The 13,553-nt window shown below is 63.3% G+C and carries 15 protein-coding genes; 8 read left to right on the plus strand and 7 right to left on the minus strand.

Features of this window, described 5'->3' with window-relative positions; all coding sequences use genetic code 11:
- Positions 1–16 precede the first annotated feature (16 nt).
- The 7 genes from AC07OE_RS09610 to AC07OE_RS09640 form a co-directional block, all read right to left on the minus strand.
- The gene (locus AC07OE_RS09610) at positions 17–910 is read right to left on the minus strand and encodes an alpha/beta fold hydrolase (protein ID WP_495070338.1); all 894 of its coding nucleotides are present in this window, start codon (positions 908–910) and stop codon (positions 17–19) included.
- Positions 907–1,980 (minus strand): branched-chain amino acid ABC transporter permease, encoded by a 1,074-nt coding sequence (locus AC07OE_RS09615; RefSeq protein ID WP_495070339.1) that lies wholly within the window; start codon positions 1,978–1,980, stop codon positions 907–909. The genes AC07OE_RS09610 and AC07OE_RS09615 overlap by 4 nt, the downstream gene beginning before the upstream one ends.
- Positions 1,981–1,990: 10 nt before the next feature.
- Positions 1,991–2,974: a branched-chain amino acid ABC transporter permease gene (locus AC07OE_RS09620; protein WP_495070340.1), complete on the minus strand. Its 984-nt coding sequence runs from the start codon at positions 2,972–2,974 to the stop codon at positions 1,991–1,993.
- On the minus strand, positions 2,971–3,708 hold the full coding sequence (locus AC07OE_RS09625; protein WP_495070341.1) for an ABC transporter ATP-binding protein: 738 nt from the start codon (positions 3,706–3,708) through the stop codon (positions 2,971–2,973). Before AC07OE_RS09625 ends, AC07OE_RS09620 begins: the two co-directional genes overlap by 4 nt.
- On the minus strand, positions 3,705–4,478 hold the full coding sequence (locus AC07OE_RS09630) for an ABC transporter ATP-binding protein (RefSeq protein WP_495070342.1): 774 nt from the start codon (positions 4,476–4,478) through the stop codon (positions 3,705–3,707). The genes AC07OE_RS09625 and AC07OE_RS09630 overlap by 4 nt, the downstream gene beginning before the upstream one ends.
- Positions 4,479–4,535: 57 nt before the next feature.
- On the minus strand, positions 4,536–5,735 hold the full coding sequence (locus AC07OE_RS09635) for a substrate-binding domain-containing protein (RefSeq protein ID WP_495070343.1): 1,200 nt from the start codon (positions 5,733–5,735) through the stop codon (positions 4,536–4,538).
- A gap of 149 nt (positions 5,736–5,884) precedes the next feature.
- Positions 5,885–7,384: a sigma-54 interaction domain-containing protein gene (locus AC07OE_RS09640; protein ID WP_495070344.1), complete on the minus strand. Its 1,500-nt coding sequence runs from the start codon at positions 7,382–7,384 to the stop codon at positions 5,885–5,887.
- 178 nt (positions 7,385–7,562) lie between these two features.
- On the opposite strand from AC07OE_RS09640, the gene AC07OE_RS09645 reads away from it, so the two are divergent.
- The 8 genes from AC07OE_RS09645 to tolA all read left to right on the plus strand — a co-directional run bounded on the left by AC07OE_RS09645 (position 7,563) and on the right by tolA (position 13,545).
- The gene (locus tag AC07OE_RS09645) at positions 7,563–7,967 is read left to right on the plus strand and encodes an RNA-binding S4 domain-containing protein (RefSeq protein ID WP_495070345.1); all 405 of its coding nucleotides are present in this window, start codon (positions 7,563–7,565) and stop codon (positions 7,965–7,967) included.
- Between the two features lie 108 nt (positions 7,968–8,075).
- Positions 8,076–9,191 (plus strand): bifunctional 3,4-dihydroxy-2-butanone-4-phosphate synthase/GTP cyclohydrolase II, encoded by a 1,116-nt coding sequence (gene ribBA, locus AC07OE_RS09650; protein WP_495070346.1) that lies wholly within the window; start codon positions 8,076–8,078, stop codon positions 9,189–9,191.
- Positions 9,192–9,203: 12 nt separating this feature from the next.
- Entirely contained in the window at positions 9,204–9,671 is a 468-nt protein-coding gene (gene ribH, locus AC07OE_RS09655) for a 6,7-dimethyl-8-ribityllumazine synthase (protein ID WP_495070347.1), read from the plus strand.
- On the plus strand, positions 9,671–10,213 hold the full coding sequence (gene nusB, locus AC07OE_RS09660; RefSeq protein WP_495070348.1) for a transcription antitermination factor NusB: 543 nt from the start codon (positions 9,671–9,673) through the stop codon (positions 10,211–10,213). The genes ribH and nusB overlap by 1 nt, the downstream gene beginning before the upstream one ends.
- 16 nt (positions 10,214–10,229) lie before the next feature.
- A complete protein-coding gene (locus tag AC07OE_RS09665; protein ID WP_495070349.1) occupies positions 10,230–11,411 on the plus strand; it encodes a pyridoxal phosphate-dependent aminotransferase in 1,182 nt (393 codons plus the stop codon).
- Between the two features lie 20 nt (positions 11,412–11,431).
- Entirely contained in the window at positions 11,432–12,124 is a 693-nt protein-coding gene (gene tolQ / locus AC07OE_RS09670; protein WP_495070350.1) for a protein TolQ, read from the plus strand.
- Positions 12,125–12,148: 24 nt separating this feature from the next.
- Positions 12,149–12,583 carry an ExbD/TolR family protein gene (locus tag AC07OE_RS09675; RefSeq protein ID WP_495070351.1) on the plus strand — a complete coding sequence of 145 codons (435 nt, stop codon included), beginning with the start codon at positions 12,149–12,151 and terminating at the stop codon, positions 12,581–12,583.
- Positions 12,584–12,591: 8 nt separating this feature from the next.
- Positions 12,592–13,545, plus strand: a complete 954-nt coding sequence (gene tolA, locus AC07OE_RS09680) for a cell envelope integrity protein TolA (RefSeq protein WP_495070352.1) — start codon at positions 12,592–12,594, stop codon at positions 13,543–13,545.
- Positions 13,546–13,553 lie beyond the last annotated feature (8 nt).

The following is a 13,553-nucleotide window of genomic DNA, read 5'->3' on the forward strand; positions in this document are numbered from 1 at the left end:
TAGCGCCCTATTTTTCTTAAATTCCGGCGGCTGCCGCCTGCGCTGCGTCGATGAAATCCGTCACCAGCGACAGCTGCGCAGGCACATTCAGCGCCGGCGCATGGCCGCAGCCCGGCACCTCCACCAGCTGCAGGCACCCTGCACGGCCCGGCCCCCGCGTGGCCATGGCCTGCACGGTTTCTGGCAACACCAGATCGGACTCGGCACCGCGCAAGCACAGCACGGGCAGCTGCAGCTGGTCGTAGTGGTCCCAGATGCGGTAGTCGTCGGGGTGCACGGTGAACTGCTGCACCATGGCCGGGTCGTAGTGCGGCGTCACACGGCCATCGGGCAGGCGGCGCACGGAAGTCTCGGTCAGTCGGCGCCACTGCGCATCGCTGAGCCAGCCATAGGGCTTGTAGACCTGGCGGAAAAACGCTTCCAGCGCCTGCACCGTGTCAAACGCCGGGGGGTTGCCCGCGTAGGCGCGGATGCGGTCGATGGCAGCCTTGGCCAGCTCGGGCGCGTTGTCGTTGAGCGTGAGGCTCAGGATGCGCCCCTGCAGCTGCGGCTCAAACAGGCCGCTGGCGCACACGGTGCCGATGGCCCCGCCCATGGAGGTGCCCACCCAATGCGCCTGGTCGATCTTCAACGCGTCAAACAAATCCGCAGCGATGCGCGCGTAAAACTCCAGGCGGTACTCCTGCGCCGGGTTGCGACTCCATTGGCTCAGGCCACGGCCCAGCGTGTCGGGGCAGATGACGCGGTAGCGTGGGCTCAGGTGTTGGGCCAGCTCGTCCATGTCGCGGCCCGTGCGCGCCAAGCCGTGCCAGGCAATGACTACGGGGGCATCGGCCGCGCCCCACTCCGTAGTGTGGATTTCATAGCCTGCACACTGCAGGTAGCGGGAGATGGGCGTGGCGGTGCTCATGCCTGGCTCCTCTGGCTGGCAGACCGCAGTCGCCCCACCACGCCGGTCGGAAAGTAATAGACCGACAACACAAACAACACGCCCAACCACAACAGCCAGCGGTCGGGCGACAGCAGCGCCGAGAGCCAGGGCAGACTGACTGCTGCCTCGCTGCCCACACGCAGCAGGTCCTGCAAATAGCTTTGCGCCACGAGGAACAGCACGGCGCCGACGATGGAGCCATAGAGAGTGCCCATGCCGCCAATAACAACAATGAGCAGCACGTCCATCATGATCTCGAAGGACAGCGAGGTGTCCGGCCCGTTGTAGCGCAGCCAGAGCGCCAGCATGGCACCGGCCAGCGTGGCGAACAGAGCGGACAGGATGCTGGAGATGGTGCGGTACACCACCACGCGGTAGCCAATCGCCTCAGCGCGAAACTCGTTCTCGCGGATGGCCTGCAGCACGCGGCCAAACGGGGAGTTCACAATGCGCAGCAGCGCGAGGAACAGCACCACGGCGACCACGAACAGCAGGTAGTAGCACAGCAGCCGGCCGTCGAGCGAGGCGCCAAGGAAGGGTGTCTCGCTGAACTCGAAACTGGGCGACAGCAGCTCGGGCACCTTGAAGGTCAGTCCATCCTCACCGCCCGTGAACTCGTGCAGCTGCGAGGCCAGCGTGAGAAAGGCCGAGGCCACGGCGAGCGTGATCATGGCAAAGAAGATGGCGCGCACGCGCAGCGAAAACAGGCCGATGAGCCAAGCCAGCAGCAGCGAGACGGCCAGTGCGCCCCCAACTCCCACGCCCAGCGCACCCCAGGTAGCGCCCAGGCGCGTGGTGGCAATGGCAACGCCGTAGGCACCAATGCCAAAGAACATGGTGTGCGCAAAGCTGACGATGCCCGTGTAGCCCAAGAGCAGGTCAAAGCTGGCCACCAGCACGATGAAGACCAACACCTTGGCCGCCACGTTCAGCGCCTTGACGCCGGGAAAGAGAAAGGGTGTGAGCGCGAGTGCCAGAACCAGCGCGGCCAGGATCAGCGCGAGCCAGCGGCTGCGCGGCAGGTCGTTGGAAAGAATGCGTATGAACATGTCGGTTCCCTCAGCGATTCGCGACGGGGTACACGCCCTGCGGGCGCCAGAGCAGAATGCCCACCATGAGTGCGATGTTGGAAAACAGCGCCACCTTTGGGGCAAGGAATCCGGTGTAGTTGGCCATCAACCCCACCAGCAAGGCGCCAATGAGCGCGCCGCCCGTGGAGCCCAGGCCGCCAATGATGATGACGATGAAAATCAGCACGTTGACCTGCGCGCCCATCTGCGGCGTCACGGTCTGCTGGTACAGGCCCCACATCACACCCCCCAGACCGGCCAGCGCACTGCCCACCACAAACACGCCAATGAAAAGGCGCTTGATGCGGTAGCCTAGGCTTTCCACCATCTCCCGGTCCTGCACACCGGCGCGGATCAGCAGGCCGATTTTGGTGCGGCCCAGCACCCAGGCCAGCGCGGCAAACACCAGCAACCCGACGACCACGGCCATGAGGCGGTATTTCTCGATGGCCGCATCGCCCAGCAACACCGCGCCGCGCATGCCCTCGGGCAGCGGCAACGCGATCTGTGCCGGACCCCAGACCACCTTGATGAGCTCTTCACCAATGATCATGCCGCCCATGGTGATGAGGATTTGCTTCAGGTGCTGGCCATACACCGGCCGCACGATGAAACGCTCAAACGCCAGGCCCAGCGCGCCCGCCACCGCCATGGCCACCAGCATGGCCGGGAACACGGCCACCAGATTGCGCCAGAGGTCGGCAGAACCGGTCCAGTCGCCCATGGCCCCCATGACCGTGGTGGCCACAAAGGCACCCAGCGCGATGAACACGCCATGGCCAAAGTTCAGCACGTCCATGAGGCCAAACACCAGCGTGAGGCCCGAGGCGATGATGAACACGATCATGCCCATGGCCAGGCCCGCCACGGTCAACGTGAGCCAGGTGCTGGGTGAGCCGATGAGCGGCAAGGCCAGCACGGCGAGCAACGGCACCAGGGCCAGCGGCTTCCAGTCAAAGTCCAGTTTTTTCATAGCGACAACCCCAGCAGCGTGCGCTGCAGCGCTTCATCTTCGGCCAGCGCCTGCATGGCACCGGCATGCACCACGCGGCCATCGTCCATCACGGCCACATGGTCGCCCAGGCGCTTGGCGAAGCTGATGTTTTGTTCGACCAGCAAGATCGTGGTGCCGGTCTGCTTGAGTTGGGCGAACGCGTCGATCATGTTGTTGATGATGGCCGGCGCCAGGCCCTTGCTGGGCTCGTCCACGATGAGCAGCTGGCGCGGTTCCACAATCGCGCGGGCCACCGCCAGCATCTGCTTCTGCCCGCCAGACAACTTGCCGGCGGGGTGGTTCCAGAACTTCTCCACCGCGGGGAACAGCGAGAAGATCCACTTCAGCCGCTCCGCATCGATGTGCTGTGCACGCTTGGCTTTGCGCGCGGCCAGCAGCATGTTTTCCTGCACCGTCAGGTCGGCAAAGATGCCCATGTTTTCGGGCACATAGGCAATGTCCAGGCCCGCGATCTGCGGCGTCTCGGTGGCGGTGATGTCTTGGCCGTCAAACACCACACGGCCCTGGCTGGCATGCCACAGGCCCATGATGGTGCGCAGCGTGGTGGTCTTGCCCGCACCGTTGCGGCCCAGCAGCATGGTGAGCTGGCCGCGCGGCACCTGCAGGTCCACGCCATGCAGGATGTGGTACGCGCCAATGTGGGTGTGCACGCCTTCGAGGGTGAGCAGATTATTTGTGGCTGGGGCGCTCATGCAGCCTCCTTGTCGGCAGGGGCTACGCCCAGGTAGGCCTGTTGCACCACGGGCGAAGCAATGACTTCTGTCGGGTCGCCATCGGCCACCAGCGTGCCGTTGTGCAACACGATGATGCGGTCCGCGAGTTCGCGCACCACGTCCATCTTGTGCTCCACCAGCAAAATGATCTTGGTCGGGTCCTGCTTGAGCGCGCGGATCAGGTTCAGGATCACGGGCGCCTCATCAGCACTCATGCCAGCCGTGGGCTCGTCGAACATATACACATCGGGGTCCAGCGCCATCAGCAGTGCCACTTCCAGCTTGCGCTGGTCGCCATGCGGCAGGCTGGCCACGGTGGCTTCCTGTTTGTCGCGCAGGGACACACTCTGCAGGATCTGTTGCGCACGCTCGGTCAAGGCGCGGTGGTCGCTCCAGATGCTCCACAAGTTGAGCCCGCGCAGGTGCTTGCCATCCTTCGCGGCCTGCACCGCCAGGCGCACGTTCTCCAGCACACTGAGGCTGGGAAACAGGTTGGTGAGCTGAAACGCCCGCCCCAGCCCGGCCCGCGTGCGGGCCGAGGGGCTGAGGGACGACAGGTTGATGCCGTGCAGATACACCCTGCCCTGCGTGGCCTGCAGCTGGCCCGAGATCAGGTTGAAGTACGTGGTCTTGCCCGCACCATTGGGGCCGACGATGGCGGTCAGCGTGCCAGGCAAGAAATTGCAGCTGACAGCATTCACCGCCACGTGGCCGCCAAAACGGATCGTGAGGTCTTTGGTTTCAAGCATGGTGTCCCCGCAGGTCGGGGTAAAGGGAGGCGGCACCGCAGCGGTGCCGCCGGAACATCAACGTTGGTTGCGGATGGGGACGTTCATCTCGTCCGCCTTGATTTCGCGGATCAGCTCGGGCACGCCCCAGGCAAAGGCCGGGTCCACCTTGATCTTGAAGTGGTACATGCTCTGCATGGCTTGGTGGTCTTCCTTGCGGAAGGTCATCTTGCCCTTGGGCGTGTCAAAGCTCATGCCTTCCATGGTTTTGATCAGCGTATTGGCGCTGGTGTCGCCGTTGCTGGCTTTCAGCGCGGTGACCACGGCCATGGCGGCGGAGAACCCACCGGCGGTGAAGAAGTCGGGCGGTGCCTTGAACTGGCTGTAGTGGCGCGCCACCATGGCTTCGTTCACAGGGTTCTTGGGCATGCCAAAGTAGTAGTAGGCCGCGCCTTCCATACCGGGGAACTGCTTGTAGGCCACCATGGCTGGCAGGATGTTGCCGCCGGTCGCAATCTCGATGCCGTAGCGCTTCAAGTCCATGTCGGCAATCTTGAAGGGGTTGCCACCGGCCCAGATGATGAAGATCACCTTGCGGCCGGGTTGGTCCTTGAGCTTGTCGATGAGGCGCTGGCCGCCAGCCGTGAAGTCGGTGGTGGCCGGCGGCAGGTATTCCTCATGCACCAACTTGGCCTTCTTGATGGCTTCCTTGAAGGCCTTTACGCCATCGCGGCCAAAGGCGCTGTCCTGCGCCATCGTAGCAATCGTCACGCCGGCCTTGTCCAGCGCAACGGCGTTGGCAATCGCGTCCTGGCTGCTGTTGCGCCCGGTGCGAAAAATGTATTTGTTCCACTTGTCGCCGGTGATGGAGTCGGCCACGGCGGGCTCCACCAGCAGAATCTTTTTGTATTCCTCGGCCACGGGCAGCATGGCCAGCGCCACGGGGGACGCGGTGGGGCCTACGGCCAGGTCCACCTTGTCGTCCCCATAGGCTGCGGCCAGCAGGCTCTTGCCCTGGTCGGGTTTGCCTTGGTCGTCCTTTTCAATCACGGTGATCTTTTTGCCCGCCACCGTCATGGTGCCGCCTGTGGCGTAGTCCAGACCCATCATGAAACCGGTTTGGGTCTGCTTGCCGTAGGCCTCCAGCGGGCCGGTCTTGCTGTAAATGTGGGCGATCTTGATTTCTTTGGACTGCGCAAAGGCAGCACCAGAAACCAGGCCGAGGCACAGGCTGGCGGCAATGAGCGTGGCTCGGGCGGCCCAACGGGGTTGGTGCATGTCTGTCTCCTGTTGTTGTGGTTTGACAGAACGCTAATTGCACGTTGCGTGCCATTTAGCAAGTGCTTGATTTCATTGAGAAATCAAACAAATATCGATTCTCGGAGTCATCAAATGTCTGAAATTCATGCAAATAAATTGCATTAATTTTAGACAAAAGACTGTTTTTCAGACAACTCAAGACGTGCGTACAAAGTAGCCCGCGAAATTCCCAAGGCCTTGGCCACGGCCACTTTGTTGCCACCTAGCGCCTGCATCGCATCGCGAATGGCCTGGGCTTCCAGCGCCGCAATTTGCTCGGCCAGTGGCCGCACGGGGGCCAGGCTGGCGGCCGGCACAGCTGCAACTTCTTGACGCACGGGCGCCGCCTGCAGCGGCTGCACGCCGGATTCACTGAGCACCAGCGAAAACACGTCGGCCTCCACCCGGACCGACTCGCTGCGCATCACGGCCTGCTCCAGCACATTGCGCAGCTCACGGATGTTGCCGCGCCAGGGCTGGGCTTCCAGCAGCGCCAGCGCTTCTGGGCTGAGTTCTGGTGGCGGCAGGCCGCTGCGCAGCGCCACGTCTTCGCCCAGCACTTCCAGCAGCGCGGCAATGTCGGCCCGCCGCTCGCGCATTGGCGGCACGCGGATGGGCAATACATTGAGGCGGTAAAACAAGTCCTCGCGGAAGGTGCCCGCGCGCACCAATCCCGCCAAATCGCGCGAGGTGGCGGCAATCACGCGCACGTTCACAGGCAGCAGCTTGTTGGAGCCCAAGGGTTCAATCTCACCCTCTTGCAGCGCACGCAACAGCTTGCTTTGCAGGGCCTGGGGCATGTCGCCGATTTCGTCCAGGAACAGCGTGCCGCCGTCGGCCAGGCGGAATTTGCCGTCGCGCCCCTTGCGGTCGGCCCCCGTGAAGGCGCCGGGCGCGTAACCAAAGAACTCTGCTTCCAGCAACGTCTCCGGCACCGCTGCAATGTTGACGCTGATAAAGGGGCCTCGCGCGCGGCTGGATGCGGCGTGGATCGCATGGGCCAGGAGCTCTTTGCCGGTACCGGTTTCGCCCAGCAGCAGTACCGGGCTGCTGGAGAGCGCAGCACGGCGTGCGTGGCGTTTGACCTCCACCGCCGCAGGGCTCTGGCCCACAAAGCTGGCAAAGGTGTATTTGGACTGGCGCTGGCCCGGGGCCTGCAGGCGCTGGGTAGCGAGTTCGCGCCGAGCATCGTCCAGGTCGCGCTGCAAGAGCGAGAACTTGTCAATCAGCGGCTGCAGCGTGGTTTCGGCATGGTCAAACAACACGATGCCCAAGGCGCCAATCACCTGCCCCGCCGCGTCGCGCAGCGGAATGCGGCTGACTACGAAGGTGCCGGCGCGGTTGGTCAGCAAATCAATGAGGATGGGCTTGCCAGTCTCCAGCACCTGGTGCATCTGCGTGTTGTGCACGACCATGGAGACCGGGTGGCCCACAAAGTCTTCTTCCCGTTCGAACCCCAGGGCTGGCAGGAAGCGCTTGTACTGCTCGTTGATCCAGACGACGCGCGCCTGCCGGTCCACCAGCATCATGCCCTCGCTGGCGCTGGAGAACAGCGCAAACATGGAGCGCGCTGCGAGCTCCAGGATGCTCTGGGCGTCACGCGGCAAGGAGTCGTCGGGGGTGGCCATACGGCTATGTTAACCGTGGCAGGCCGTCACCAAGTAGCTATTAAAAAAGGAGCATAAACTACATAATCGACGGGAGCTAAAGCGCTTTTTTGACATAGAAGACCGGGCATCAAGCCCGTCCCGCAATGGCGATGCCGGCGAAGGCGTACAGTGGCAACTTTTGCCCTCCAGACAACGCATGGAATCCACCCGCATCGACAAATGGCTTTGGGCCGCACGCTTCTTCAAAACCCGCTCGCTGGCCACCGACGAGGTCAACAAGGGCCATGTGCAGATGGAGCAGCGTGACATCAAGCCATCCAAGGAAATCCGTGCGGGCGATGTGTTGACCATCTGGCAAGCCAAGATTCCGCGCACCGTGATGGTCAGGGGCGTGAGTGAGCAGCGCGGCCCAGCCCCGGTGGCGCAGCTGCTTTACGAAGAAACGGCCGAGAGCGTGGCCAAGCGCTCCGAGATGGCCGAACGCAACCGGCTGGCAGCGGAACCGGCCCACGCCATCGAACACGGCCGGCCCACCAAAAAAGACCGGCGCGAGCTGCAAAAGGGCTGGGATTCGCGCTGGAGCGCCTCCATCGACTCCTGACCCTGGCGACACGCCGGCCTATGCTATGGATTGCGGCGATAATTGCGTTCCGCCGAACCTGGCCTGGCCCAGCGTGCTGGCAGCACACACCATGAAAGCTGTTTTTCCATGAGCGCCCTCTCCCCTGTTTCCATTTCACCGGTTGAAGACATCGTTGCCGACATGCGCGCGGGCCGCATGGTGATCCTGGTGGACGAAGAAGACCGTGAAAACGAAGGCGACCTGGTCCTGGCGGCCGACCATGTCACGCCCGAAGCCATCAATTTCATGGCCAAGTTTGGCCGTGGCCTCATTTGCCTCACACTGACCCGCGAACGCTGCGAGCTACTCAAGCTGCCCCCCATGGCCACGCGCAATGGCACCAAACACAGCACTGCGTTCACCGTCTCCATTGAAGCGGCCGAAGGTGTAACCACCGGCATCTCCGCCGCCGACCGTGCCCGCACTGTGCAGGCCGCCGTGGCAAAAAATGCCGTGGCCAACGACCTGGTGCAGCCGGGCCACATTTTTCCGCTGCAAGCGGTGGATGGCGGCGTGCTCATGCGCGCGGGCCATACCGAAGCCGGTTGCGATCTGTCGGCCATGGCCGGCTGCACGCCCGCGGCCGTGATCTGCGAAATCATGAAGGACGACGGCACCATGGCCCGCCTGCCCGACCTGCAGCTGTTTGCGGCCGAACACGGCCTCAAGATCGGCACCATTGCCGACCTCATCGAACACCGCAGCCGCACCGAATCACTGATTGAAAAGCTGGGCGTGCGCGCCATGCAAACCGCCTATGGCGAATTCACGGCTCACGCCTTCCGCGACACCACCGGCCAGGGCGTGCACCTGGCGCTGGTCAAGGGCAGCTGGACGGCCGACACCGTGGTGCCAGCCCGCGTGCACGAACCCCTGTCGGTACTGGACGCGCTGGAAATCAACCGCTCCATGCACAGCTGGAGCCTGGACACGGCGCTAGCCCACATTGCCAAGGAGGGCAAGGGTGTGCTGGTACTGCTGAACTGCGGTGAAACCGGCGAACAGCTGCTGGCCCAGTTTGAAGGCACGGCCAGGGCATCACAAGCGCCCGAACGCGGCCGCATCGACCTGCGCACCTACGGTATCGGCGCCCAGATCCTGCTGCAATGCGGCGTGCACAAGGTACAACTCATGGGCAGCCCCCGCCGCATGCCCAGCGTGACCGGCTACGGCCTGGAAATCACGGGTTACATCTGTAAGTAAAGGACTCTGACTATGTTTGGCGCAGACAAAGGCACTACTGCCGAAGACCGTTTGAACGGCAAAAAACTCTCCATCGGCATCGTGCAGGCGCGCTTCAATGCCAGCGTCACCGATGCACTGGCCGCCGCCTGCAAGGCCGAGCTGGTCGCCCTGGGCGTCTCCGACAAGGACATTGACCACGTCACCGTGCCTGGCGCGCTGGAAGTGCCAGTGGCCCTGCAAGCCTTGGCCGAAAAAGGCAAATACGACGCCCTGGTGGCCCTGGGCTGCATCATCCGCGGTGAGACCTACCACTTTGAGCTGGTGGCCAATGAGTCCGGCTCGGCCGTGACGCGCCTGGCACTGGACTACCAGTTGCCCATTGCCAATGCGATTCTGACCACCGAAGACATGCCCCAGGCCATTGCCCGCCAGGACGAAAAAGGCCGTGACGCTGCCCGCGTGGCGGTTGAAATGGCCAACCTGCTGGAAAGCATTTGATGAGCGACATCCCTTCTTCCTCCGCAGCCTCCAAGCGCCCTCCCCGCCAGTCCCGCACCGGGCTCACAGCCACGGGGGCCCGCAAGGCTGCCGCCAAGTCCAACCGCACCCGTGCGCGCGAATTTGCGTTGCAGGGCCTGTACCAAAGCCTGGTGGGCCGCAACACGGTGGAGGAGATTGACCCGTTCACGCGCGACCTGGCCGGTTTCAGCAAGGCCGACGCGGCCCACTTTGACGCGTTGCTGCACGGCTGTATAGAACAAGCCGAGCAACTCGACGCGCTGATTGTTCCCCTGCTGGACCGCCCGCTGGCCGAGATCTCGCCCGTGGAACGCGCTGTGCTGTGGATTGGCGTGTATGAGTTCCAGCACTGCCTGGACGTGCCATGGCGCGTGGTGCTCAACGAGTGTGTGGAGCTGGCCAAGGAGTTTGGTGGCACCGATGGCCACAAGTATGTGAACGGCGTGCTGAACGGGCTGGCCCCCAGCCTGCGCGCGCTGGAAGTGGAAGCCGACAAGGCCAAGAAACCCCGCAAGGCCTAGTGGGCGGCCCGCACCCATGCAGATATCGTCCCGCGCGCAGAACATTGAGCCGTTTTATGTGATGGAGGTGGCCAAGGCCGCTTCCGCCTTGGCCGCACAGGTGGCGCACACCGAGGCGCCCATGGTCTTCCTCAACATCGGTGAGCCCGACTTCACGGCTCCGCCCCTGGTACAGGAAGCCGCCCAGCGCGCGGTGCACCACGGCCACTCCCAGTACACCGCCGCCACCGGCCTGCCTCAGCTGCGCGAGCGCATCAGTGTCTGGTATGCCAGTCGCTTTGGCGTGGATGTGCCCGCCAGCCGCATTGTGGTCACCGCCGGTGCTTCGGCGGCATTGCACCTGGCCTGCATGGCGCTCATCGAGTCGGGCGATGAAATCCTGATGCCCGACCCCAGCTACCCCTGCAACCGCCACTTTGTGAGTGCCGCGGAGGGCAAGGCGGTGCTCATTCCCACCACGGCGGAAGAACGCTTCCAGCTCAGCGCCGCCAAGGTAGAGGCCGCCTGGGGCCCACGCACGCGCGGCGTGCTGCTGGCATCACCGTCCAACCCCACCGGCACCTCCATCCATCCCGACGAACTGCGTCGCATCCACCAAGTGGTGCAGGCGCGAGGTGGCATCACGCTGATCGATGAGATCTACCTGGCGCTGAGCCATGACGCGCAGTTCGGCCAGACTGCGCTGGCGCTGGACGACCAGATCATCAGCATCAACAGCTTCAGCAAATACTTCAACATGACCGGCTGGCGCCTGGGCTGGATGGTGGTGCCCGAGGCCTTGGTGAGTGTGGTGGAGCGGCTCGCGCAAAACCTGTTCATCTGCCCCAGCACCATTGCGCAGCATGCTGCGCTGGCCTGCTTTGAGGACGCCAGCATTGCGCTGTACGAACAGCGCCGCGCCGAGTTCAAGGCCCGGCGCGACTACTTCATCCCCCAGCTCAATGCCTTAGGCCTCACGGTGCCGGTGATGCCTGACGGTGCGTTCTATGCGTGGGCCGATTGCTCGGAACTTTGCAAAAAACTGGGACTCAAGGACAGTTGGGACTTTGCCTTTGAAGTGATGAACCGTGCCCATGTGGCCACCACCCCGGGGCGGGACTTTGGCACTGCGCAAACAGCACAGTTCGTGCGCTTCTCCACCGCCAGCTCCATGAAACAATTGGAAACAGCGATTGCCCGCATCCGTGCGATGCTTTGACCCTTACGCCGCGACCACCGATGAACCAAGACCTTTCCATCCTCCATCTGGTTTTGAATGCCAGCATCGTGGTGCAAGCCGTGATGCTGTTGCTGATGCTGGTGTCCATCACCAGCTGGGCCGCCATCTTCCGCAAGCTCTTTGCGCTGAACCGCGTGAAGGCCCAGAACGAAGCCTTTGAGCGCGACTTCTGGTCCGGCTCCAGCCTGAACGACCTGTTCACCGCGGCCAGCCGCAATGCCCAGTCCTGCGGCCCCATGGAACGCATTTTTGCCAGCGGCATGCGCGAATTCCAGAAACTGCGCGAACGCCGCATCACCGATGTGGGCACGCTGATGGACGGCGCCCGCCGCGCCATGCGCGCAAGCTTCCAACGTGAAATGGACGAGGTGGAAAGCAACCTGTCTTTCCTGGCTTCCGTCGGTTCGGTCTCTCCGTACGTGGGCCTGTTTGGCACCGTGTGGGGCATCATGCACGCCTTTACCGGCCTGGCCTCGCTGCAGCAAGTCACGCTCTCCACCGTAGCCCCGGGTATTGCCGAGGCCTTGGTGGCCACGGCCATTGGTCTGTTTGCGGCCATCCCTGCTGTGGTGGCTTACAACCGCTTTGCGCGCGACCTGGACCGCATCGCCATCCACCAGGAAACCTTCATCGAAGAGTTTTCCAACATCCTGCAGCGCAATGTCAGCGCCCAGGGTAGTGCCCCCCGCTGAACCCACGCCCAGGAGCACATTCCCATGCCCGCTGTAGCCGGTCGCGGTCGAGGCCGCCGCACCATCAACGAGATCAACATGGTGCCCTTCATCGATGTGATGCTGGTGCTACTGATCATCTTCATGGTGACCGCGCCATTGATCACGCCAAGCATGATTGACCTGCCCAGCGTAGGCAAGGCGTCGCGCCAGCCGGACCAGATCATCCAGATCGTCATTGGCAAGAACGACGGGCTGGAGATGAAGGTCAAAGAACAATCCACGCCGTTGGTGCTCAAGGACCTGGCCGCCGCGGTGAAACGCGCCCAGGGCGCCAAGGACAGCGTGGCAGCGGCCAACTCCGCCGTGGTCATCAGCGCAGACAAGACCGTGAAGTACGAGAGCGTGGTGCAGGTCATGGACACGCTGCAGCGCGCAGGCATTCAGCGCGTGGGCCTCTCGGTGCAGTTGGCCAACTGACGCCCGCCATGCCAGCCAACCGCCAGCACCTGGAATTCGCGCCACCCCACACGCCAGGCATGCTGCGTGCGCTGGCATTGGCCATTCTGGCCCACCTCGTGCTGGTGTTCATTCTGGCAGTGGGTGTTGCCTGGAAACGTGAAACACCCCCCACCACCGTCGAAGCCGAGCTGTGGGCCAGTATTCCGGTGGAAGCGGCGCCACCGCCCCCAGAACCTCAGCCGGAGCCGGATCCCGAACCGGCAGCACAGCCCCCCGTCCCCCCCACGCCCCGCCCCGCCCCGCCGCCAGACACGCCCAGCCAGGCCGACATCGCCCTGGCCAAGGAAAAGGCGCGCGTGCTGAAGGAAAAGGAACAACAGAAGCTGGAACTGGAGCGCAAGCTGCAGGAGAAGCAGCAAAAAGAGAAGCTTGAAAAAGACAAGCTGGAGAAGGACAAACTCCAGAAGGCCAAGGACGCCAAAGAGAAGGAAGCCAAGGACAAGCTGGCACGCGACAAGGCCGAGAAAGAGAAGGCGGACAAAGCCAAGACTGCGGACGCTGCCAAGCAAAAGACCGCCCAAGCCAAGGCAGAAGCGCAGAAGCTGGAAGACCTGCGCCAGCAAAACCTCAAGCGCATGGCAGGACTCGCCGGCAGCGGCGACAACAACGCGGCAGGCTCTGCAGCCAAGAGTGCGGGGCCTGGAGCAAGCTACTTCGGGCGGGTGGCGGCGCGCATCAAACCCAATGTCACTTACACCGACATCATCAACGGCAACCCTGTGACCGAAATCGAAGTGACGCTCAGCGCCGGAGGCGACATTTTGAGCAAGCATATCGTCAAGAAGAGCGGCAATACCGCCTGGGACAACGCAGCCCTGAATGCCATCGATAAGACGGAGAGGCTGCCCTTGGACAACGGCAAGGTCTGGTCGCCCATGACCATCGTGCTGTCACCCCAGACGCTGTTGGGCGGTCCCTGACGGCTGCG

The organism is Rhodoferax sp. GW821-FHT09E07, from assembly GCF_059416145.1.